We start from the raw sequence: 21,866 nt of genomic DNA on the forward strand, positions 1-21,866 counted from the left end.
CGCCGATCTCCGATCCGTCCTGGATTGAGCGCGGGTCCCCTCTCCCGTGCGGGAGAGGTCTGCTTTCGCAGAAAGCCGGGTGAGGGACCCGGAGCGTGCCGGGACAGGCGCGACAGGCCCGCTCGGCAGCGTCGCGCCGTCTCCGTAGACCTCTCATCCCTCACCCCGACCCTCTCCCGCACGGGAGAGGGGGCGCGGCGCTGTTCGCCCCAGAGCCGCCGTGGCGATTGAGTGGTGAAGCTTCATGAGACGGCCGGTGGCGATCCAGCCCGCCCCGCTCCGCCGCGTTGACAGCACAGGTCCCCGCGGCGGATACCGCCCCCGCCCATGCTGCCGCGCCCCGCCCAGAGTCACGTCAAGACCGCCGTGATGGTCGTCCACGACCTCGTGGCGACGGCGCTCGCCGTTCTCCTCACCTTCTGGTTCCGCTTCACCGGCTCGGCCCTGGACGAGCGCCTGCATGCGCTGCCGCTGCTGCTGCCGCCCTTCCTCGTGCTGGCGGGCCTCGTCTACGCGCGGCTGAGGCTCTACCGCACCAAGTGGCGCTTCGCCTCGCTGCCGGATCTGGCCGCGATCGTGCGGGCCGCCAGCGTCCTGGCGCTGGCGCTCCTCGTCACCGACTACGTGCTGGTCTCGGCCGACCTCTACGGGTTCTACTTCTTCGGCAAGATCGCCATCGTCCTGTACTGGGTGCTGCAGATCTTCCTGCTCGGCGGCGCGCGGCTCGCCTTCCGCTACCTGAAATACACCCGCTCGCGGCAATCGAGCGCGCGCGCCGCCACGGTGCCGACCCTGCTCCTCGGACGCGGCTCCGACATCGACGTGCTGCTGCGCGCGATCGAATCCGGTTCCGTGAAGAAGCTCGCCCCGAAAGGCATCCTGTCGCCGCGCGCCGACGAGGCCGGGCAGATGATGCGCGGCGTGCCGGTGCTCGGCGGATTCGACGACCTGGAGGGGGTGATCGCGCGGCTCGCCGAGAACGGGCAGCCGGTGCGGCGCCTCGTCGCCACGCCGAGCGCGCTGGAGGCCGAGCCCGACGCGCTGGTCGCCCAGGCCCGCCGCCTCGGGCTGCCGCTGGTGCGGGTCGCGAGCCTCGGCGAGGGCGCGCGCGAGGCGGAGCTCGCCCCGCTCGAGATCGAGGACCTGCTGCTGCGCCCGACGGTCGCGATCGACCGGCCGCGGCTGGAACGCTTCCTCGCGGGGCGGCGCGTCGTCGTCACGGGCGGCGGCGGCTCGATCGGCTCCGAGATCTGCCTGAGGGCGTTGGCCTTCGGGGCCGCCGAGGTGCTGGTCCTGGAGAATTCCGAGCCGGCGCTGCACGGCATCCTGAGCCACCCGCTGGTGCTGGCCGCCGGGGCCCGCGCGCGGGGCATCATCGCCGACATCCGCGACGCGGAGCGGGTCCGGGCCGTGTTCGAGAAATTCCGGCCGGACTACGTCTTCCACGCCGCCGCGCTCAAGCAGGTGCCCTACCTGGAGCAGGACTGGAGCGAGGGCATCAAGACCAACGTCTTCGGCTCGATCAACGTGGCGGACGCGACCGTGGCGGCGGGCGCCCGGGCGCTCGTGATGATCTCGACCGACAAGGCGATCGAGCCGGTCTCGCAGCTCGGCGTCACCAAGCGCTTCGCCGAGATGGTGGCCCAGGCCCGCGACGCCGAGCAGGCGCGGCTGCCCGGCCACCCGACCCGGCTGGTCGCCGTGCGCTTCGGCAACGTGCTGGGCTCGGTCGGCTCCGTGGTGCCGGTGTTCAAGGCGCAGATCGCCCGGGGCGGCCCGGTCACGGTCACGCATCCCGAGATGGTGCGCTACTTCATGACCGTGCGGGAGGCCGCCGACCTCGTCCTCACCGCGGCCTCGCACGCGGACGGCGAGGCGCGGGCCCTGACCGAGGGCGCCTCCGACCAGCACGCGGCGGTCTACGTGCTGAAGATGGGCCAGCCCGTGCGCATCCGGGAGCTGGCCGAGCGGATGATCCGGCTCGCGGGCTTCGAGCCGGGCGAGGAGATCGAGATCGCCTATTCGGGCGCGCGGCCGGGCGAGCGCCTCAACGAGATCCTGTTCGCCCGCGAGGAGCCCCGGGTCAGCCTCGACGGGATCGACGGGGTGATGGCGGCGCGCCCCGTCTTCGCCGACCGAGCCCGGCTCGAGGCCTGGGTGGCGCGGCTCGCGGCCGCCGTCGAGGCCGGCGACCGGGCGGCGGCCGACGCGGTGTTCGAGGCCGCGATCCCGCATTTCCGCGAGCGCGGCGCGGGCCGGGCGGCGTTCGCGGCCTCCGGCGAGGCCGCCGCGGGCGAGGCCGCGCCGCTGCCGGCCGCCCTGTAGCGGCGCGCCCGGTCACAGCGGGCCTCCCCGCGCTCTGCTCGCGATCCTCAACCCGTTCGGCGACGGCGGTTCCCGACGGAGCTGTCGGGAGCCGGCCGGGACGTTCGGCACGTCGCGATTCGTGTTGGGTAACCGCCGCCGTCCCGCGATGCCGCTTGCCGGGAACCGTCCCGATGCGTCACCGTCCGGGCGTGCCCTCCGCGCGGGCGGTGGGAGGGAGGTGACGCGTGACGACCATCGACCGGTCCGCTCGCCTGCGCCGGTTCCTGATCGGGACTGTCCCGCTCGCCCTGCTGGCCGCCGCCGCCGGCCGCGCGACCGCCGCGGCGGAGGAATCCTGCCGGGCGAGCCTGGGCCCGAGCCGCGCGGCGGCGCTGGTCGCGCGCTGCGTCGCGGTCTCGCCCGCCCCCCTGCCCCCCTGCCACGCGAGCAATCCCTGCCCGGTGATCGAGGCGGAGATCGCCCGCGGCTGCGACGATCTCGACGAGGACGCGCCGGATTTCTGCCTGGCCTACCGGCGCCGCTGAGGGCTCAGCCCGCCTCCCGCGCGAGCTGGGCCAGCCCTTCGGGCGTCGGCGCGGCGGGGCGCCAGCCGAGCGCGGCGAGCCCGTCGGCGCGGGCGACCAGACCCTCGCCGAGCCGCGCGAAGATCTCCTGCCGGCCGGCGAGCCGGCAGGCCAGGCCGAGAAACGGCGTCGGCACCGGCACGAGGCCGGGGGCGCGGCCGAGACCCTGGCGCAGGGCCGCCACCATCTCGGGCAGGGTCAGCGGGTCGGGATCGGCCGCGATCAGGGCCCGGTTCAGGGGCGCGGGCGCGGCGAGCACCGCGTCGACCGCCGCCGCGAGGCTCTCGGCGGAGATCAGCGAGCGGCGCGCCGAGAGGGCGCCCAGCGGCAGCCAGTAGGGCGTGCGGGCGAGCCGCAGCAGCGCCGCCATGTTGCCCTTCACACCCGCCCCGTAGACGAGGACCGGCCGCAAAGCCGCCCAGTCGAGCCCGGTCTCGGCGAGTGCCCGCTCCGCGTCGAGCTTCGAGCGGCCGTAGGCGTCCGTGGGCGCGGGCGCGTCGGACTCGGTGAGGACGCCCGGCGCGCTCGCGCCGCACTGCGCCCGGATCGAGGAGAGGAAGACGAAGCGGCGCACCTTCGCGCGGGCGGCGGCCTCGGCGAGGCGGCGCGTCGCCTCGGTGTTGAGGGTGCGGTAATCGTCCTCCGGCGCGCCCGACATGGCGTGGGCGAGCCCGGCCGAGTGCACCACGGCGTCGACGTCGGAGAGCGCGGCCGCCATGTTCATCGGCCGGGTCAGGTCGCCGACGACGGCGCTGGCGGCGCCGTCCGGCACCGCGACGGGCCGGCGCAGCAGCACCCGCACCCGGTAGCCCCGGGCGGTCAGGCTGCGCAGGAGGTGCTGGCCGATGAAGCCCGTCGCCCCGGTGAGCGCCACATGGCGGATCTCCTGACGGATGTCGCGGGTCACGGGTCGGCTAGCTCCTGGCGCGGGCGAAACGGGCGAGCAGCCCCGCGACGAGGATCGCGCCGAGGGCGAGCGCGGCCACGGTGACGGGCCAGTTCGGCCAAAGCAAGGTCGCGGCGGCGAGCCCCGCCAGCGCGAGGTTGAGCGCGAAGACGTGCCCCACCACGCCCGGCACGGTGAGACCGTTCACGGTCGCCCGCTGGTAGAAATGGCTGCGGTGCGCCTCCCAGACCCGCTCGCCGGCCCGCGCCCGGCGCAGCAGCGTGAGGGTGGCATCGGCCAGATAGTAGAGGGGCAGCAGGATCGCGGCGGCGAGCCCTCCTTCGAGGGCCAGCCGGTAGAGCAGCCACGCGACGAGGAGCCCGATCGGCAGCGCGCCGACATCGCCGAGGAAGAGCCGCGCCACCGGCCGGTTGAAGGGCGCGAAGCCGAGCATCGCCCCGAGCAGGCCCGCGGCCACGAGCGTCGGCAGCACCGGCAGGTGTCCGAGCGCCCCGAAGGCGAGGAGCGCGCCCGTCACCGGCACGATCTCGGCCACCGTCATCCAGTCGAGCCCGTCCATGAAGTTGACGAGGTTCACGAACCAGAGCCCCGCCAGCACCGCCAGCGCGCGCTCGACCGGCAGGGGTAGAACAGGCAGGAGCTGCCCGCGCAGGGTGGCCACGAGCAGGCCGACCACCAGGGCCTGCACCGCGAGGCGGAGCGAGGCCGGCAGCGGCCGGATGTCGTCGACCGCACCGAGCACGGCCAGGACCGTGGCGCCGCCCGCCAGCGCCAGCCACTCGCCGACATCGCCCACATCCGAGGTGCGCAGCACCCCGGCCGCGAACAGGGCCGCCGTCACCACGGCGATGCCCCCGCCCTGGGGCGTCGGCTCCGTGTGGCTGGAGCGGGCGTTCGGCCGGGCCAGCGCGTAGCGCACCAGCAGCGGGCGCAGGCGCACGATCAGGCCGGCGGAGAGCGCGGCGGCGAGCGCCACGGCGACGAGGGGGCTGAGCATGGGCGGCCGATAGCGCGGAAACGCCTGCGCGGCGAGATCCGACGCGACAAAGAGGCTTGCAACTCGATTGCGCGCAATTAAAAAGGTTCCAGGGACGTGCTCCCTGCCGCCGATTCGCGACACATCGACATCTGGGAGACGCCCCATGACCTGGCTCCGCACGCTCGCTGGCTGTGCCGCCGCGACCGCCTGCCTGCTGACCGCCGCCCGCGCCGAGGAGACCGATCCCGGCGCGATCGTCGCCGCCCAGTTCGCGGCCGGCGGCAACCACACCGGCGTGCGCGCCAGCGGCGCCAAGGGCGTCTGCCTGAAGGGCGAATTCGTCCCCGCGCCCGGCGCCGCCGCCCTCTCCAAGGCGCCGCACTTTGCCAAGGCCGTACCGGTCACCGCCCGGTTCTCGATGGGCGGCAGCAACCCGAAGGTCTCCGACAAGGCCAAGCCCGTCACCCGCGGCTTCGCCATGCGGATGGAGGATCCGGCCGGCGACATGGTGTTCGTGGTGATCTCGGCGCCGGTCTTCTCGACGAAGACCCCGGCCCAGCTCCTCGAATTCCTGCAGGTCCGCGCCCCCGGTCCGGACGGCAAGCCGGATGCGGAGAAGATCAAGGCCTTCTCGGCCCAGAACCCCGAGACCACCCGTCAGGCGGCGTGGCTCAACGCACGGCCGGTGCCGGCGAGCTACGCGGGCGTCGATTACTGGGCGGTGCACGCCTACACGCTGACCAACGCGAAGAACGAGGGGAAGGTCGCCAAGCTGAAATTCGTCTCCGCCGACAAGGCCGGCCTCTCGGACGACGAGCTGAAGGCCAAGCCCGACAGCTTCTACGGGGACGAGTTGAAGGAGCGCCTCGCCAAGGGCCCGGCCCGCTTCGACCTCGTGGCGATCCTGGCCGAGCCGGGCGACCCGACCGCCGACCCGACCGCCTCCTGGCCGGAGGAGAACCGCAAGGCGGAGACGCTCGGCACCTTGAGCATCGCGGCGATCGCGCCGGACGCCGCCTGCGACGCCCGGACCTTCGATCCGGTGGCGGAACTGCCCGAGGGCGTCGCCGGCCCGACCGACGACCCGATGTTCGCGATTCGCTCGCCGGCCTACGCGGTCTCGGTCTCGCGCCGGGCGAACTGAGCGGAAGGCTCCCTCGCCCCGCGCGAGACTATCGCGTTCACATATCTCGGGCGGCCGGCTCCGCGGTCTCCCTCCCCCGCAGAGGGGGGAGGGAGACCGCGGGGCTGCCTACGTTGTGTGAGACCGGTAGGCGCGCGGAGAGAGAACCCGCCAACCTCGAACCCATCGTCCGTCCAGCGCACTCAGTACACCTGCCCCGTCACAGCCTCCGCCCCCTCGCCCTTCGGCCGCCCGTCCAGGGACCGCTCCACGACCTTGGCCAAGCCCACCATGATCTGGTCGATGGCGTAGTCCTTCGGGGTGTAGACGGCGCGCACGCCCATGTTCTTCAGGACGAGCTCGTCGTCCGGCGAGATGATGCCGCCGACGACGACCGGCACGTGGTCGAGCCCCGCCTCGCGCATCTTGGCCCGCACCTCGCGCACCAGCGGCACGTGGCTCCCCGACAGGATCGACAGGCCGACCACGTGGGCGCCCGTCTCCTTCGCCTTGGCGACGATCTCGGCGGGCGTCTGGCGGATGCCGTCGTAGGTCACGTCGAAGCCGACGTCCCGGGCGCGCAGAGCCACCTGCTCGGCGCCGTTCGAGTGGCCGTCGAGGCCGGGTTTGCCGACGACGAGCCGCGGCGTCTCGCCGAGGCGCTCGCCGAGATCGGCGATCAGGAGCTTGGCCTCCTCGGCGGCGCCCGACGAGACCGTCTCCAGGGTCACGCCGGTGGGCGCCCGGTACTCGCCGAAGACCGCGCGCAGGCAGGCCCCCCACTCGCCCGTGGTCACGCCCGCCTTCGCGGCGGCGATCGACACCGGCATGATGTTGGTCCCTGAGCGCGCCGCCTGCTCCAGATCCGCCAGCGCGCGGCCGACCGCCCGCTCGTCGCGCGCGGCCCGCCAGGCGCGGATGCGGGTCTCGGCCTCCATCTCGACGGTCTCCGAGACCGTGAAGATCGCCCCTTCGCCTGCCGTCAGCGGCGAGGGCTCGCCCTGCTGCCACTTGTTGACGCCGACGACGATCTGCTCGCCCCGCTCGATCGCCGCGATGCGGCGGGCGTTCGACTCGACCAGCGCCCGCTTCAGCTCGCCCGCCTCGACCGCCGTGACCGCGCCGCCGATCGCCGCGATGCGCGCGAGCTCGGCCCGGGTCTGAGCTTTCAGTTCCTCGACGCGGGCCTCGATCACCGTCGAGCCGTCGAAGATGTCGTCGTACTCGAGCAGGTCCGTCTCGAAAGCGAGGATCTGCTGCATGCGCATGGACCATTGCTGATCCCAGGGCCGGGGCAGGCCCAGCGCCTCGTTCCAGGCGGGCAGCTGCACGGCCCGCGCCCGGGCGCGCTTCGAGAGCGTCACCGCCAGCATCTCGATCAGGATGCGGTGGACGTTGTTCTCGGGCTGCTGCTCGGTCAGCCCGAGGGAGTTCACCTGGACGCCGTACCGGAAGATCCGCTTCTTCGCGTCCGTGATGCCGTAGCGCTCCTGGGCGATCTCGTCCCAGAGCTCGGCGAACGCCCGCATCTTGCAGATCTCGGTGACGAACCGCATGCCGGCATTCACGAAGAACGAGATCCGGCTGAAGACGTCGGAGAAGCTCGCGGCGTCGAAATCGGGGTCGTCCCGCACCGTGTCGAGCACCGCGATCGCGATGGCGAGCGCGTAGGACAGCTCCTGGACCGGCGTCGCCCCCGCCTCCTGCAGGTGGTAGGAGCAGACGTTCATCGGGTTCCACTTCGGCACGTTCTGGGTCGTGAACAGGATCACGTCCTTGGTGAGCCGGAGCGAGGGCGCGGGCGGGAACACGTAGGTGCCGCGCGACAGGTACTCCTTGATGATGTCGTTCTGCGTCGTGCCCTGGAGGCTCGCGATCGGCGCGCCCTGCTCCTCGGCCACCGCGAGGTAGAGCGACAGGAGCCACGGCGCCGTGGCGTTGATCGTCATCGAGGTGTTCATCTGGGCGAGCGGGATCTGGTCGAACAGCGCCCGCATGTCGCCCAAATGTGCGATCGAGACGCCGACCTTGCCGACCTCGCCGCGCGAGAGTTCGTGGTCGGGGTCGTAGCCCGTCTGGGTCGGCAGGTCGAAGGCCACCGAGAGGCCGGTCTGGCCCTTGGCGAGATTGCCCCGATAGAGCTTGTTCGATTCCGCCGCCGTGGAATGGCCCGCGTAGGTGCGGATGATCCACGGCTTGTCGCGCTTCGTCTCGGCCGGCTTGATGTCGGTCGGCTTGGTCTCGGCGATCGCTGCCTGCCCGCTCATACTCGTCCGCTCCCGATCTTTGGTCGCGCGGCAAACCTTCGCTCGCGGGCGAGGGGCCGACACGTCTTTGGGGCGTAACCTAGAGCGGATTCCGCCGGGACGGAATCGACTTTCCTTGTCCGCGCCCGCGCGTTTTCTTCAACATTGGTCCTATGGCCGCGCCCGCCGGCGCCGCGTGCGGGCCCGTTCCCAGCCATGCATCCCGCGCCGCGCACGATGGTGCGAGGCGATGCAGCCAGGACTGGGCTCCTGCGTTTCGGAACATAGGTTGATTCCAGACTGAGGCAGGACCAGCGAGACGATGGCCGACCAATCCCCCCGCCTGACCACCGCGTTCGGCAACCCGGTATCCGACAACCAGAACTCGCTCACCGCCGGCCCGCGCGGGCCGGTGCTGATGCAGGACTACCACCTCATCGAGAAGATGGCCCATTTCAACCGGGAGCGGATCCCGGAGCGGGTGGTGCACGCCAAGGGCTACGGCGCCTACGGCACCTTCCGGCTGACGAAGTCGCTGGCCGCGTACACCCGCGCCAAGGTGCTCACCGAGGTCGGCGCCGAGGTGCCGATGGTGGCCCGCTTCTCGACCGTCGGCGGCGAGTCGGGCTCGGCCGACACGGCCCGCGACCCGCGCGGCTTCGCGCTCAAGTTCTACACCAGCGAGGGCAACTGGGATCTGGTGGGCAACAACACCCCGATCTTCTTCGTGCGCGACGCGATCAAGTTCTCGGACTTCATCCGCACCCAGAAGCGCGACCCGCGCACCCACCTGAAGCCGCACTGGCGGCGCTGGGACTTCTGGGGCCTGAGCCCCGAGGCCATCCACCAGGTGATGTTCCTCTACAGCGACCGCGGCACGCCGAAATCGGCCCGCTTCATGAACGGCTACGGCTCGCACACCTTCTCGCTCTGGAACGAGCGGGGCGAGCGCCACTGGGTGAAGTTCCACTTCCACACGAAGCAGGGCATCCAGAACTTCACCGCGGACGAGGCCGACGAGATCGCTGGCAAGGATCCGGACTACTCCTCGGCCGACCTCTCGAGCGCGATCGAGACGGGCGATTTCCCGAAATGGCGGGTCTCGGTGCAGCTCATGCCGGAACTCGACGCCGACACCTACCGGATCAACCCGTTCGACCTCACCAAGGTCTGGCCGCACGGCGACTACCCGCTGATCGAGATCGGCGAGATGGAGCTGAACCGCAATCCGGACAACTACTTCGCGGAGATCGAGCAGTCGGCCTTCGAGCCCTCGAACGTGGTGCCGGGCATCGGCTTCTCGCCCGACAAGATGCTGCAGAACCGCGTCCTCTCCTACGCGGACGCGCACCGCTACCGGCTCGGCGTGAACTACCACCAGATCCCGGTGAACCGGGCCAAGAACGCCGCGGTCCAGACCTATCACCGCGACGGCGCCATGCGCACCGACGGCAACCACGGCGCGCAGGTCGATTACGAGCCGAACTCCTTCGGCGGCCCGGTGCAGGACCCCGCCGTCCAGGAGCCCCCGCTGCGCCTGAAGGGCGACGCCGCCCGCTACGGCTGGCCGGGCGACGACGCGGATCTCTACGGGCAGCCGCGCCTGTTCTGGACCAAGGTTCTGGACGAGGGCGGGCGCAAGCGCCTCGTCGAGAACATCGTCACCTCGATGGGCGACAGCCCGCGCCCCATTCAGGAGCGGATGATCGCGCACTGGTATAAGGTCCACCAGGATTTCGGGCGCGCTGTCGCGGACGGATTGGGTATCGGCGCGGCGCAGGTCGCGGCCGAATAGCCCAACCCGGCGAAATATTCTTCACCGGTTGCCAAACTCGATTTGAATTTGCGGGGCTCGCGCTGCGGTGCGGGCCCCGAATCGTGATTTATCCTGCCCTCTTGGCCTTTAGGACCACTTGGAGGCCTTTCGCATCGCAGCTATAGCGCAGGGGAGCGAGAGCGCGGCCTTTCCGACAGGAACCGCGCCGGACCGACGAGGAGAACGACCATGGCAGCCAGCGCGGCGGTGCAGACGGGAACGGAGGTCAAGGACCTCTACGAGATGGGCGAGATCCCGCCGCTCGGGCACGTGCCGGCCAAGATGTATGCCTGGGCGATCCGGCGCGAGCGCCACGGGCCGCCGGAGCAGTCCCACCAGCTCGAAGTCCTTCCGGTCTGGGAGATCGGCGACGACGAGGTGCTGGTCTACGTCATGGCCGCGGGCATCAACTACAACGGCGTCTGGGCCGGCCTCGGCGAGCCGATCTCGCCCTTCGACGTGCACAAGGGCGAGTACCACATCGCGGGCTCGGACGCTTCCGGCATCGTCTGGAAGGTCGGCGCCAAGGTGAAGCGCTGGAAGGTCGGCGACGAGGTCATCATCCACTGCAACCAGGATGACGGCGACGACGAGGAGTGCAACGGCGGCGACCCGATGTTCTCGCCGACCCAGCGGATCTGGGGCTACGAGACGGGCGACGGCTCCTTCGCGCAGTTCTGCCGGGTGCAGTCGCGCCAGCTCATGGCCCGGCCGAAGCACCTCACCTGGGAGGAGGCGGCCTGCTACACGCTGACGCTGGCCACCGCCTACCGCATGCTGTTCGGCCACGCGCCCCACACGGTGCGCCCGGGCCAGAACGTGCTGATCTGGGGTGCGTCGGGCGGTCTCGGCGTGTTCGGCGTGCAGCTCTGCGCGGCGAGCGGCGCCAACGCCATCGCGGTGATCTCGGACGAGTCGAAGCGCGACTACGTGATGAGCCTCGGCGCCAAGGGCGTCATCAACCGCAAGGACTTCGATTGCTGGGGCCAGCTGCCGAAGGTCAACAGCCCCGAGCACCACGCCTGGACCAAGGAAGCCCGCAAGTTCGGCAAGGCGATCTGGGACATCACCGGCAAGCAGGACGTCGACATCGTGTTCGAGCACCCGGGCGAGGCGACCTTCCCGGTCTCGGCGCTGGTGGTGAAGCGCGGCGGCATGGTGGTGTTCTGCGCCGGCACCACCGGCTTCAACATCACCTTCGACGCCCGCTACGTCTGGATGCGGCAGAAGCGGATCCAGGGCTCGCACTTCGCCCACCTGAAGCAGGCGTCGGCCGCAAACCAGTTCGTGCTGGATCAGCGCATCGACCCCTGCATGAGCGAGGTCTTTCCCTGGGACAAGATCCCCCAGGCCCACACCAAGATGTGGAAGAACCAGCACCCGCCGGGCAACATGGCCTGCCTCGTCAATTCGCCGCGCGCCGGCTTGCGCACGGTCGAGGACGTGATCGAGGCGGGGCCGCTGCGCCGCTGAGATCAGGCCGCCGGCCCTGCCGCGGAAAGGCCCCCGTTCCTCCTGGGACGGGGGCCTTTCCGCGTCAGGGGCCTGTCACTGTCCTGTGCGGGCGTGGCCGTGGCGCGGCCGGATCGAGCCGGTCGTGGCCGGATCGGCCGGCGGGATCCGGACGCTGAGTTCCGGCAACGCGACCGCCATCGTGGCCGGGGCCGCGGTGTAGCCGAGCGAGGCGGCGGCCGGGCTGGCGGTGAACGGCGTCGGCCCCTGGGCGAGGGCGGCGCCGGCCGGTGCCGCGAGGGTGATGGCGAGAGCGGCGGTCAGGAATCGGTGCGACATGGCGTGAAGCCTCGGGTCGGGCGCCGGGATCCGGCGCCCCTGATGGCTTCGAGATGGGGGTGGCCGACACTCTCCGACGTGCGCGGCCTCACGCCCCCGCGCACCTGTCATGCCCGCCGGGACCTTGCCTCCGCGCCGCCAGGGCGCGACAAGACGGCGCACCCCCGCAGCGAGGATCCTGAGCTTGGCCGGCGACGACGACGCTTACGTGTACGATGAGGCGACCGGCGAGTGGCGCCCGCCCGGCGCGCTAGCCGAGGCCCCCGCGCGCCCGGAGGTCCGCGACGCCTCCGGCAACCTGCTGGCCGACGGTGATTCCGTCACGCTGATCAAGGACCTGAAGGTCAAGGGTGCCGGCCAGACCCTGAAGCAGGGCACGGTGATCCGCGCGATCCGCCTGACCGACGATCCCGCGGAGATCGACTGCCGGCACGACACCATCAAGGGCTTGGTCCTGCGCACCGAGTTCGTGCGCAAGCGCTAGGCGCCGCCCAATACGCGCCCGGCCCTACCAGCCGACGGCGTATTGCTGCCGGCGCGGGTCCGCGCCGGCCATGATGCTCCCGGACGCCGCGTTGAGCAGGGTGCCCTGGTTGCTGCCGATGGACCAACTCGGCACCGCCTTCATCCGGTAGCCCTTGGCGGCGAGCGCCTCGACCGTCGCGGCCGGCAACCGGTTCTCGTACTGCAGCGTGATCTCCGCACCCGTCCTGTAGAAGTTCGGCTTGGCCGCGAGCGAGAAGCGGGGTGCCTCGACTGCGTCCTGGATCGGCATGCCGAAATCGAGCACGTTGACCAGGGCCTGGAACTGCGTCTGCCCGATCGTCTCGCCGCCCGGCGAACCCATCGTCATGACGTACGCGCCGTCCTTCAGCACCAGGGTCGGCGAATTGTTCAGGAGGCCCGGCCGGCCCGGCTTGATGTAGGCGCGATCCTCCTTGTACGGCGACGTCGAGCCGAGCCGGAGGCCGTTGTTGAGCAGCAGGCCCGTCCGGCCGATCACGACGCCCGTCCCGAACCCGCCCCCGAGCGTCGGCGTCGCCACCAGCACGTTCCCCGCCTGATCGATGATCGACAGGCTCGTGGTGTGGCCGTCCGGATCGACCCCCTCGCCGGCGGGCGCCGTGCGCGCGGGGTTGCCGCTGAGGGCCGCGACGTCCCCGTAAGCCGGCACGACCGCGACGTCGCCGCTGCCGATCAGGGCGCGCCGCGCGGCGACGTAGCCCTCCGACAGGAGCGGCGTCGCGGTGTCGCCGAATTCCCGGGGGTCGCCGACGGAGTGGTAGATGTCGGACTTCGCGATCCGGATCGCCTGGGCCAGCGCGTGGATGGCCTCGGGGCTGTTGTGCCCAAGCTGCCGCATCGGCAGGCCCTCGATGAGCTTCAGTTGCATCAGGGTCTCGACGCCGCCCCGGGAGGTCGGGGGCGACGAGTAGACGTCGTAGCCCCGGTAGGTGACGTGCAGCGGCGCGTCCCAGCGCGGCCGGTAGGCGGCGAGGTCCTCCAGGCCGAGATAGCCGCCGTGGGCAGCGTGGAAGTCGGCGATCTCTCGGGCGATCGCGCCGCGGTAGAAGAGGTCGTCGGCCGCCTGGAGCGCCTCCTCCCGGCTCCGGCCCGCGGCGAGCGCCGCCTGCTCGGCATCGACCAGGCGCTGGTAGGTGTCGGCCAGCGGGAGATCGTGGAAGATGTCGCCACCGGCCGGCGGCTTGCCGCCCGGCCGGAAGATCTCCGCGGAGGTCGGGTGGTCCTCGACGGTCCGGTAGCGCGCGATGGTCCGGGCGATGCCGGCATCGAGCGGGTGACCGTTGCGCGCGTAGTCGATGGCGGGCGCGAGCACATCGCGCAGGCTGAGCGTGCCGGAGCGCTTCAGCACCGCGATCCAGCCGCCGAACGCGCCGGGCACGACGGAAGCCTTGATGCCGGTGTCGAGGTCCCGGGGCGTCATCGCCTCCGGCCGCAGGGCCAGGGGCGCCGCCCCCGTGAAGGAGAGGTTCTCGACCTTGCCCGTGGCCTTGTCGAAATAGGTCAGGAAACCGTTGCCGCCGGGCCCCGAGGCCCAGGGCTCGACCACGGCGAGTGTCGCCATGGTGGCCACCGCCGCGTCCGCGGCGAGCCCTCCCTGCATCAGCATCCGGAGGCCGGCCATCGCGGCGAGAGGGTGGCCCGCGACGACCAGTCCGTGGACGTAGGGCACCTCCGGCCGGTGCGCCGTCAGCTCCCGACCCTGCTGGGGCGCGTCCGGTGCCTGGGCGCCGCTCTGGGCGGTCGCGCCCGTGGTGAAGCCGAGGGCGAGGAGAAAAGCTGCGGCCGAGATCCGGGGCGACCGGCCCGGACCGATCCGGCGCCGCGCGCCGGGTTCGGACGAGACCGCACCGTTTCGACCACGCACCCCACCGGTCATGCGATGTCTCCCGCCGCTCTCACGCGTCGGTTGTAACGCGGTGCCGACGGCGAGCAAGGCGCAGGACGATGTGGCCAGCAGCTCCGTTCCCGGAGACCGTCAGCGGCGGCGCGGCTCCTCCTGCGGCAGGTGGCGCCCGTAGGCCTCCTGCTTGGTCTCGCGCTCCTTGATCAGATCGGCATAGGCCTGCCGCATCTCCGGCGACACCGACACCGACTTGCCCTTCAGCGGCTTGCGCTTGGGCGCCCGCTTGAAGGTGTTGTCGCTCCCGCTCATGCCTGCCCCCTCTGCTCGGAGGCGGCAGGATAGACCCATCCCGCGACGCGGGCGAGACAATGTCTTCACGCTGCGGCAGCGCACACGGTTCCCGGACGGGGTGCGGGCCCCTCTCGCACGAGGCAGCACCGGAGCATAGGCCGGGCAACCTCCTCGGATTGCGCCCGAACCACGCCGTACCCCCTCTCCCGCACGGGAGAGGAGACCGGCGCCCTTTCGTGTCGGGTATCGCTCGGCCGTTGCGATCGCCCTGCCCCTACGGAGAGGGGCGCGGCGGGGTTCGCGCTCTCAAGGATAAACCGTCTCAGGCGCGCGGCACCGGCTCGATGCCGCTGCGGTCGAGCTTGGCCAGAGCCGCCGTCACGCTCTCGCCGCCGATGACGAGGTCGGGGGCGATCTCGGCGAGCGGCACCAGCACGAAGGCGCGCTCCCGGACGAAGCGGTGCGGCAGGATCAGGCGCTCGTCCGAGACCGAGGCCCCTTCGTAGGAGAGCACGTCGATATCGATCGCCCGCGGGCCCCAGCGGCGCTCGCGCACCCGGCCGAGCGCCCGCTCGACGTCGAGGCAGGCGTCGAGCAGCGCGTGCGGGTCGAGATCGGTCTCGATCCCGAGCGCCCCGTTGAGGAACCAGTCCTGGTCGGTGTCGCCCCAGGGGGGCGTGCGGTAATTGGCCGAGCGCGCGGTGACGCGGATGCCGGGGCGCGCGTCGAGCCCGGCCACCGCGGCGTCGAGCATCGCGGCCTTGTCGCCGATATTGCTGCCGATCCCCAGATAGGCCTGCGTCACGGATGCGTCTCCCTGCGGCGGGTGATGCTGACGCCGACGCTGTCGAGGATCGCCGGCACCGGGGCGCTCGGCTTGTCGACCGCGACCGTGATCGCCCGGATCCGCGGGAAGCCCGCCAGGATCTCGGCGGCGACCGTCTCGGCCAGCGCCTCGATCAGCGCGAAGCGCCGCTCGGTGGCGACCGCGACCACGATCGCCGCGAGGTCGGCGTAGCTCACGGTCTCGGCGACGTCGTCGCTGCGGCCCGCCGGGGCGAGGTCGAGCTCCGCCTCCAGCGAGATGTAGAAGCGCTGGCCGAGCCGCGCCTCCTCGGGCAGCACGCCGTGGCGGCCGTAGACGGCGATCCGGCTCACCCGGATCCGGTCGCTCATGCGCAAGTCCTCATGCGCAAGTCCTCATGAGAAGGTCCCCACGCGCGGGTCTCCGGCCGCATCACCGCGTCGACCACCCGCATCGCGTCGACATGGGCGGCGACGTCGTGGACCCGCACGATGTCGGCCCCGAGCGTCGCCGCGAGGGCGTGGGCCGAGAGCGAGCCGTGCAGCCGGTCGGTGGGCCGGGTCTCGCGGTCGTGGAGCCGCCCGAGCAGGGATTTGCGCGAGACGCCGACCAGCAGCGGGAAGCCGAGCGCCCGGATCTCGGGCAGCCGGCGCAGGGATTCCAGATGCTGCTCCCAGCTCTTGCCGAAGCCGATGCCGGGATCGAGCACGATGTCCGCGTCCGGGATGCCCGCCGCGCGGGCGATGCCGAGCGAGCGCTCAAAGAAGCGCAGCATGTCGGCGACGATGTCGATGGCCGGGTCGATCGTCTCGCGGTTGTGCATCACGATCACGGGTGCGCCGTGCGCGGCCGCGACCCGGGCGATGTCGGGCTCGCGCTGCAGGCCCCAGACGTCGTTGACGATGGTGGCGCCCGCCGCGAGCGCGACCTCGGCGGTCGAGGCCTTGTAGGTGTCGATCGAGATCGGCACGGAGAGCCCCGGCGCGAGCGCCCGGATCACCGGGAGGACGCGGGCCTGCTCCTCCGCGGCCGGCACGGGCGTGTGGCCGGGCCGGGTCGACTCGCCGCCGATGTCGAGGATCGCGGCACCCTCCCCCACCAGCCGCTCGGCTTGGCTACGGGCCGCCGCCTCGCCCTGGAACAGCCCGCCGTCCGAGAAGGAATCCGGGGTGACGTTGAGGATACCCATCACCAGCGTGCGCCGCCCGAGACCGGGCAGCAGGCGGGCGAGGGCGGGGGGGGTCTGGCTCACGCGCGGCAGGTCCTGGATCGCGTCCCGGCTAACGAGAGCCCGGGTTTGTCAGAGGCTCCGCCCGCGCGCAACAGGATCGGTTCAGCGGTTCATGGTTCGGAAGCGGCAGACCCGGCCCGTATCCGCGAAGCCCGCCGGGCAGCGGGCGACGCAGGCGCCGGCCGCGTATTTCAGCGGCGGCCGGCAAAAGGTCGTCTTGAAGCGCTGATCGCCCCGATCGCGCGGGGCAGCCTCGGCCGGTGCGAGGGCGGCGATCGCCAGCCCGAGGACGAGCAGAAGGAGGCGGGGCATGGGGATCGCGGCTCTGACGGGACCTTGCGTCAACGCCCGCGTTCCGGCTTCGCTCCGCAGCGTCCAAGCCGGCCGTCCGGCGCCTCCGGGCTCCGCGATGGGCCGGCAGCCGCGCACGGGGCAGGAGCGGTGAGCGCAGGGTTGACCTTCCCACGATGGCAAGGTGCAGGGTGGCCCGACCGATCACCGTGCTACGAGGAAGGCGGACCTGTGAAGACGTTGTTTGCGACCGCTGCCGCCCTGCTGATGCTCGGCGCCGCCCCGGCCCTCGCCATGAGCTGCTGCGGCGGCGGCAAGAGCAAGGGAGCGATGATGTGCGGCAAGGGGGGCATGGCGATGAACCAGGCCCGGAAGGGCAAGACGGGCGGATGCTGCTGCGACGGGATGAGCGGCGGCAACATGACCAAGCGCTCCTGAGCAAGCGCTTCTGAGAGCGCGCCCGCCGGGGGCGACGCCGGTTCGGCGCATGAGCGTGCGTCGAACCGGCGACCCGGCGCGCTGCGACCCCCGGAGGGCCGCCGTTGCGGACGGCTCAGCCCCGGTAGCAGCGGATCTCCGCCTCGGCCTGGGCGCGGCGCAGGTCTGCGACCCTGTCGTCGAAGACCTTGGTCGAGCGGAACTCGTTCGAGCGCTGGCCGATGCCCTGGCGCATCGACAGGATCGTGCTCGCCTGCACGTACTTGTCATAGGGCAGGATCGCGGCGAGCTGGTCGAGCGAGCACGAGCATTTCTGCAGGTTCTCGCGGGTCTGGCCGTTGGCCGCCATGCAGGCGAAGACGTAGTCGACGCGCGCGTCGGTCGGGTAGTCGTTCTCTTCGGCGCGCGCCGCGAGGGTCAGCCCCGCCAGCGCCAGCACCGCGAGGGCCGCGCCCTCAACCCGCCTTCTGATCATAGCTCAGCTTCTCTTCCAGCAGCTCGCCGCCCTCGGCGTTCTTCGACTGCGCCTCGATCGAGACGATCTCGCCGGGAACGCTCGGCGCCGTGACGAAGGTGTAGGTCATGTTGGCCATGCCGCGCATGCGCTCGGTCATCGCATCGCCCTCGAAGGGCTTGGTCTCGACGCGCCAGGCATCGACCTCGCGCCCGCCGACCGTGACCTTGGTGGCCGTCACCGTGGCCTTGTCGCGCAGGCCCTTGCGGATGGCGTTCTTCAGGTAGCGCGGATTGGCCTCCAGCACCTTGGCGATGCCGCGCAGGTGGTTCTCGAGGAACAGCGAGATCACGGGATTGCCCGGCATGTCCTCGAACGGGCCGGCCGGTACGCGGTTCATGCCGGAGAACATCTCGACGCGGATGTTGCGGGCGGCGGCATCCTTGGAATCGTTGGCCGCCTCGACCCGGAAGGTGATCGTGTCGCTGAGCGGGGGCCCGAACGGTCCTTTGCTGATGCCGGAGCGGCGCAGGTAGTCGTAGGTGATGGTCGAGCCGGGGGCCGCGTTCTTCATCTGCGGCTGCTCGAACAGCAGGTCGGCGGCGCTGGGCGGTGCGGCGGCGTTCACCGTCTGGGGAGACGGGGCGTCCTCGGCGAGAGCCGGCCCGGTCAGAGCCGGTGTCGCGGCGAGCGCGAGCGCCAGGGCGGACATCGCGAAACGCTTCACAGCTTGGCTTCCTCCTTGAGCGGCGATCGGACGTTGCTGCCGATCGTCCGGTAGACGTAGTCGGGCGGGTTCTCTGCCGCCTCCTCGACGGCCAGCGCCCGCACCTTGGCGTGGAGCGGCGAGAGCGAGCAGGCCGGGTCGGTGGCCGCCGCGTCGCCCGCGAGCGCCAGTGCCTGACAGCGGCAGCCGCCCCAGTCCTTCTCGCGCCGGTCGCAGGAACGGCAGGGCTCCTGCATCCAGTCGGTGCCCCGATAGGCCGTGAAGGCCGGCGAGTCCGACCAGATCTCGGCGAGCGAATGGTCTGTGACGTACCAGAACTCGAGGTTCGGGATCGTCTCGGCGGCGTGGCAGGGCAGCACCTTGCCCTGGGGCGTCACGTTCATCAACTTGCGGCCCCAGCCGCCCGCGCAGGCCTTCGGGTACTTGGCGTAGTAGTCCGGCACCACGAGGTCGATGACGAGCTGGCCCTTCAGGCGCTCGCGCGCCGCCTCGACGATGCGGATCGACTGGTCCACCTGGGCCTTGTTCGGCATGAGCGCCGCGCGGTTGACGTAGGCCCAGCCGTAATACTGGGTGTGGGCCACCTCCAGCCGCTTGGCGCCCATCTTCACCGCGAGGTCGATGAAGCCCTCGACCTCGTGGATGTTGCCGCGGTGGATCACCGAGTTCAGCGTCAGCGGCAGGCCGAGCGCGACCACCTTCTCGGCGAAGGCCATCTTCTGCGGCTGGGCGTTCTTCAGGCCGCCGATCTTCTCGGCGTTCGCCGCGTCCACGCCCTGCACCGAGAGCTGCACGTGGTCGAGACCGACATCGTAGAGCGCCTGGAGCTTGTCGAGGGCGCCGCCGACGCCGGAGGTGATCAGGTTCGAGTAGAGCCCGAGCTTGGCGCAGGTCTGGGTAATCTCGACGATGTCCTGGCGCGCGGTCGGCTCGCCGCCCGAGAGATGGACGTGGAGCACGCCGAGATCCGAGGCCTCGGTCAGCACCCGTTGCCAGGTCGCGGTGTCGAGCTCGCGCGAGCGCCGGTCGAGTTCCAGCGGGTTCGAGCAGTAGGGGCAGCGCAGGGGGCAGCGGTGCGTCAGTTCCGCCAGCAGCCCGACGGGGGCCGGGGCGGCCGCCCGCTGCGGCGTGACGGCGTTCATCGCTCCAGAACCCTCTTCTCGGCCAAGTCGTTCAGCATGATCAGGATGTCGGCCTCGATGACCCGCGCGTCGGCCGCGTAGGTCTGGGCGAGCTGCTCGGCGATCTGCGTGACGGTGCGCTGGCCATCGACCAGCGAGAGCACCGCCACCGCGTTGTCGTCGAGGTCGAAGGTGCGCTCGGGCGCGAGCAGCACGTGCTTGTCGCGGGCCTGATCGAAGCGCATCCGCACGCCGCGGGGGAGGCGCGGCACGTCGCCCGCGACGAGCTTGGCGGCGCCGCCGGGCGCGCTCGCGGGGGCTGCTTCCTGCACAAGCCCCTCGCCCGGCTGCCACGCGTCCGGCGGGATCATACCGGGCGCGACGTACGAGAAGTACAGGGCGTCGAGCTGGGTCCAGAGCACGTTGCACTTGAAGGTCAGCGCGCCCATCGCGGCCCGCTGCAGCTCCGGCGTGGTGGCGTGGCGCTTGACGTAGTCGAGGGCGAAGTCGGCGTCGCGCGGGGCCTGGGTCAGGCGCTTGTCGAAATAGGCCAGCGTCTCCTTCGTGATGAAGTCGTAGTTCTTCAGCATCCCGGCGACGCGCTCCGAGATGATGGTCGGCGAGAACATCTCGGTGAGCGAGGAGGCGATGGCCTCGAGCAAGCTCCGCTCCGAGACGAAGTGCACGTAGGCGTCGACCGAGAAGCGGGTCGCCGAGAGGATGCCCTTCGTGGAGAGCACGTAGTCGCGCGCGAAGCCGACGCCCTCGGCGAGCTTCAGCCAGCGCTCGATGCCGCCGTCGCCCTCGTGGTCGCCGTCGTGGTCGACGATGCGCTGGCGCCAGATCCGGCGGAGGCTCGCGTCCGGCAGGCGGGCCAGCACGGCGGCGTCCTTCACCGGGATCATCGCCTGGTAATAGTAGCGGTTCAGCGCCCAGGCGCGGACCTGGTCCTTGCTCAGCTTGCCGTCGTGCAGCAGCCGGTGGAACGGGTGCAGGTTGTGGTAGCGCCGCGCGCCGATGTCGCGGAGCGCCGCCTCCAACTCCTCGGGGCTGAGGAGACGCTGGCTCTCGTCGGCGCCGGGGGTGGGGAAGGCAGCGTTCATGGCGTTTCCAGAGGTCCGTTCGATCGGTGCATTATTGTTCTGTCGCCGATGCCTGAACACCACCGGCGCGTTGGATCAGAGATAGGACCGCTCCGGGCCGAATACCACCCGGTAGCGGGGATCCCGAAGGGGCGAGCCCCTTCGGCGGGGTTCGGGGCGCGCAGCCCCGACATTGGCTCCTCCGGTCCGGCAAAGCCGGGCCGGAGGAGCCAAATGCAGGCTCTGCCCTGCACCCGCGAAAGGCCTCGGGCCTTTCGAAACCCTGACCTTCTGGGCCGCTTGCCTCAGAGGCTCAGTTCCAGCCCGTCATGCGCGACGGTCCAGCCCGCCGCCGCGATCTCGGCGCGCTCCGGCGAATCCTCGATCAGGACCGGGTTAGTGTTGTTGATGTGCACGAAGACGCGGCGGCCGAGCGCCACGTCGGCGAGCGCCTCGACCGCGCCGCCCTCGCCCCGCATCGGCACGTGGCCCATGCGCCAGCCGGTCTTGGTGCCGACGCCCGCGCGGATCATGTCGTCGTCGTAGTAGACGGTGCCGTCGAACAGGAGCGCGTCGGCGCCCGCGATCTGTCCCTTCAGCTTGTCGGTCACCCGGGCGCAGCCCGGGATGTAGGCGAGTCTGCGGCCGTTCGCCTCAATCATCGCGCCGACCGTTGTCTCGGTCTCGGCGCCGATCTCCATCGTCTCGTCCTCCAGCCAGAGCGGCACCTTGCCGGGGACCGGGAACAGGGTGACGGTGAGGCCGGGCAGCGGCGCGAAGCTCCGCTCCATCGCGACGGCCGAGCGCGCGACCACGGCCTCGGCCATCACGTCGAAGACGCGGTTGGCGTTGACGGAGTCGAGGATGCCGGCGGTGCCGTAGAGGGTGAAGGGCTGGCCTTCGCGCAGCGTCAGCAGGCCGGCGACGTGGTCGACATCGCCGTTGGTGAGCAGCACCGCCTTGATCGGCGAGTGGCGCAGACCCGCCTGCGGGTGCATCGCCGGGTTGTCGAAGAGTTGCTGCCGGATGTCCGGCGAGGCGTTCACCAGGAGCCAGTCCGTCCCGTTCGCGGAGACGGCGATGCTCGACTGGGTCCGCGGGCGCACGCGGTGCGGCTCGGTCCGCGCCAGGGTGCAGATGGGGCAGCGGCAGTTCCACTGGGGAAGGCCGCCGCCGGCAGCCGAACCGAGGATCACGACGCGCATGGGCTTACCCTCGCTGCCTGCAATCCCCGGCCCGGCGCTCACACCTTAGTTGAAGGTGTCGATCTCGGCGGACTCGTACGAGGTGACTTCCATGCCGACG

At 71.3% G+C, this 21,866-nt stretch carries 22 protein-coding genes; 7 read left to right on the forward strand and 15 right to left on the reverse strand.

Annotated elements, in window-relative coordinates; all coding sequences use genetic code 11:
* Nucleotides 1-327: 327 nt before the first annotated feature.
* Together MFF54_RS11920 and MFF54_RS11925 are read left to right on the forward strand one after the other, a co-directional pair.
* Nucleotides 328-2,325: an SDR family NAD(P)-dependent oxidoreductase gene (locus tag MFF54_RS11920; protein ID WP_238303060.1), complete on the forward strand. Its 1,998-nt coding sequence runs from the start codon at nt 328-330 to the stop codon at nt 2,323-2,325.
* A gap of 227 nt (nt 2,326-2,552) precedes the next feature.
* The gene (locus tag MFF54_RS11925; RefSeq protein ID WP_238303061.1) at nt 2,553-2,852 is read left to right on the forward strand and encodes a hypothetical protein; all 300 of its coding nucleotides are present in this window, start codon (nt 2,553-2,555) and stop codon (nt 2,850-2,852) included.
* Between the two features lie 4 nt (nt 2,853-2,856).
* Here MFF54_RS11925 and MFF54_RS11930 read toward each other — a convergent pair whose 3' ends face one another.
* On the reverse strand, nt 2,857-3,798 hold the full coding sequence (locus MFF54_RS11930) for an NAD-dependent epimerase/dehydratase family protein (RefSeq protein ID WP_238303063.1): 942 nt from the start codon (nt 3,796-3,798) through the stop codon (nt 2,857-2,859).
* 7 nt (nt 3,799-3,805) lie between these two features.
* Nucleotides 3,806-4,795, reverse strand: coding sequence for an MraY family glycosyltransferase (locus MFF54_RS11935; RefSeq protein WP_238303065.1), 990 nt, complete (start codon nt 4,793-4,795; stop codon nt 3,806-3,808).
* Between the two features lie 145 nt (nt 4,796-4,940).
* Between MFF54_RS11935 and MFF54_RS11940 the strand changes: the two genes are divergently transcribed.
* The gene (locus MFF54_RS11940) at nt 4,941-5,921 is read left to right on the forward strand and encodes a catalase family peroxidase (protein ID WP_238303067.1); all 981 of its coding nucleotides are present in this window, start codon (nt 4,941-4,943) and stop codon (nt 5,919-5,921) included.
* Nucleotides 5,922-6,103: 182 nt separating this feature from the next.
* Here the strand turns inward: MFF54_RS11940 and MFF54_RS11945 are convergent, their stop codons facing one another.
* Entirely contained in the window at nt 6,104-8,167 is a 2,064-nt protein-coding gene (locus MFF54_RS11945; protein ID WP_238303069.1) for an ethylmalonyl-CoA mutase, read from the reverse strand.
* Between the two features lie 301 nt (nt 8,168-8,468).
* Between MFF54_RS11945 and MFF54_RS11950 the strand changes: the two genes are divergently transcribed.
* The gene (locus MFF54_RS11950) at nt 8,469-9,941 is read left to right on the forward strand and encodes a catalase (RefSeq protein WP_238303071.1); all 1,473 of its coding nucleotides are present in this window, start codon (nt 8,469-8,471) and stop codon (nt 9,939-9,941) included.
* A 210-nt stretch (nt 9,942-10,151) separates the two neighbouring features.
* Complete coding sequence (ccrA, locus tag MFF54_RS11955; RefSeq protein ID WP_238303073.1) at nt 10,152-11,435, forward strand: crotonyl-CoA carboxylase/reductase; 1,284 nt, start codon at nt 10,152-10,154, stop codon at nt 11,433-11,435.
* A gap of 75 nt (nt 11,436-11,510) precedes the next feature.
* On the opposite strand, the gene MFF54_RS11960 is transcribed toward ccrA, so the two are convergent.
* The gene (locus tag MFF54_RS11960; protein WP_238303075.1) at nt 11,511-11,753 is read right to left on the reverse strand and encodes a hypothetical protein; all 243 of its coding nucleotides are present in this window, start codon (nt 11,751-11,753) and stop codon (nt 11,511-11,513) included.
* A 184-nt stretch (nt 11,754-11,937) separates the two neighbouring features.
* Here MFF54_RS11960 and MFF54_RS11965 point away from each other — a divergent pair, with 184 nt between their 5' ends.
* On the forward strand, nt 11,938-12,237 hold the full coding sequence (locus tag MFF54_RS11965) for an alkylphosphonate utilization protein (protein WP_238303077.1): 300 nt from the start codon (nt 11,938-11,940) through the stop codon (nt 12,235-12,237).
* A 24-nt stretch (nt 12,238-12,261) separates the two neighbouring features.
* Here the strand turns inward: MFF54_RS11965 and MFF54_RS11970 are convergent, their stop codons facing one another.
* From MFF54_RS11970 to MFF54_RS11995, 6 genes are all read right to left on the reverse strand, one after another.
* Nucleotides 12,262-14,154: a gamma-glutamyltransferase family protein gene (locus tag MFF54_RS11970; RefSeq protein WP_238303079.1), complete on the reverse strand. Its 1,893-nt coding sequence runs from the start codon at nt 14,152-14,154 to the stop codon at nt 12,262-12,264.
* 99 nt (nt 14,155-14,253) lie between these two features.
* Nucleotides 14,254-14,430 (reverse strand): hypothetical protein, encoded by a 177-nt coding sequence (locus MFF54_RS11975; RefSeq protein ID WP_238303080.1) that lies wholly within the window; start codon nt 14,428-14,430, stop codon nt 14,254-14,256.
* 304 nt (nt 14,431-14,734) lie between these two features.
* On the reverse strand, nt 14,735-15,217 hold the full coding sequence (gene folK / locus MFF54_RS11980) for a 2-amino-4-hydroxy-6-hydroxymethyldihydropteridine diphosphokinase (RefSeq protein WP_238303081.1): 483 nt from the start codon (nt 15,215-15,217) through the stop codon (nt 14,735-14,737).
* Nucleotides 15,214-15,588, reverse strand: a complete 375-nt coding sequence (folB, locus tag MFF54_RS11985) for a dihydroneopterin aldolase (RefSeq protein WP_238303082.1) — start codon at nt 15,586-15,588, stop codon at nt 15,214-15,216. The genes folK and folB overlap by 4 nt, the downstream gene beginning before the upstream one ends.
* A complete protein-coding gene (folP, locus tag MFF54_RS11990; RefSeq protein WP_238303100.1) occupies nt 15,585-16,406 on the reverse strand; it encodes a dihydropteroate synthase in 822 nt (273 codons plus the stop codon). The genes folB and folP overlap by 4 nt, the downstream gene beginning before the upstream one ends.
* Nucleotides 16,407-16,550: 144 nt before the next feature.
* Nucleotides 16,551-16,760: a hypothetical protein gene (locus MFF54_RS11995; RefSeq protein WP_238303083.1), complete on the reverse strand. Its 210-nt coding sequence runs from the start codon at nt 16,758-16,760 to the stop codon at nt 16,551-16,553.
* Between the two features lie 210 nt (nt 16,761-16,970).
* Between MFF54_RS11995 and MFF54_RS12000 the strand changes: the two genes are divergently transcribed.
* Complete coding sequence (locus tag MFF54_RS12000; protein ID WP_238303084.1) at nt 16,971-17,177, forward strand: hypothetical protein; 207 nt, start codon at nt 16,971-16,973, stop codon at nt 17,175-17,177.
* A gap of 115 nt (nt 17,178-17,292) precedes the next feature.
* On the opposite strand, the gene MFF54_RS12005 is transcribed toward MFF54_RS12000, so the two are convergent.
* From MFF54_RS12005 to pqqB, 5 genes are all read right to left on the reverse strand, one after another.
* Nucleotides 17,293-17,652, reverse strand: a complete 360-nt coding sequence (locus tag MFF54_RS12005) for a hypothetical protein (RefSeq protein ID WP_238303086.1) — start codon at nt 17,650-17,652, stop codon at nt 17,293-17,295.
* The gene (locus MFF54_RS12010) at nt 17,633-18,343 is read right to left on the reverse strand and encodes a hypothetical protein (RefSeq protein WP_370880197.1); all 711 of its coding nucleotides are present in this window, start codon (nt 18,341-18,343) and stop codon (nt 17,633-17,635) included. The genes MFF54_RS12005 and MFF54_RS12010 overlap by 20 nt, the downstream gene beginning before the upstream one ends.
* A gap of 11 nt (nt 18,344-18,354) precedes the next feature.
* Nucleotides 18,355-19,500, reverse strand: a complete 1,146-nt coding sequence (pqqE, locus tag MFF54_RS12015; RefSeq protein ID WP_238303089.1) for a pyrroloquinoline quinone biosynthesis protein PqqE — start codon at nt 19,498-19,500, stop codon at nt 18,355-18,357.
* Nucleotides 19,497-20,582, reverse strand: a complete 1,086-nt coding sequence (gene pqqC, locus MFF54_RS12020) for a pyrroloquinoline-quinone synthase PqqC (protein ID WP_238303091.1) — start codon at nt 20,580-20,582, stop codon at nt 19,497-19,499. The genes pqqE and pqqC overlap by 4 nt, the downstream gene beginning before the upstream one ends.
* A gap of 284 nt (nt 20,583-20,866) precedes the next feature.
* Nucleotides 20,867-21,766: a pyrroloquinoline quinone biosynthesis protein PqqB gene (pqqB, locus tag MFF54_RS12025; protein ID WP_238303093.1), complete on the reverse strand. Its 900-nt coding sequence runs from the start codon at nt 21,764-21,766 to the stop codon at nt 20,867-20,869.
* Nucleotides 21,767-21,866 lie beyond the last annotated feature (100 nt).

The sequence above is a fragment of the Methylobacterium gregans genome, assembly GCF_022179245.1.
In the GTDB taxonomy this organism is placed as follows: Bacteria; Pseudomonadota; Alphaproteobacteria; order Rhizobiales; family Beijerinckiaceae; genus Methylobacterium; species Methylobacterium gregans.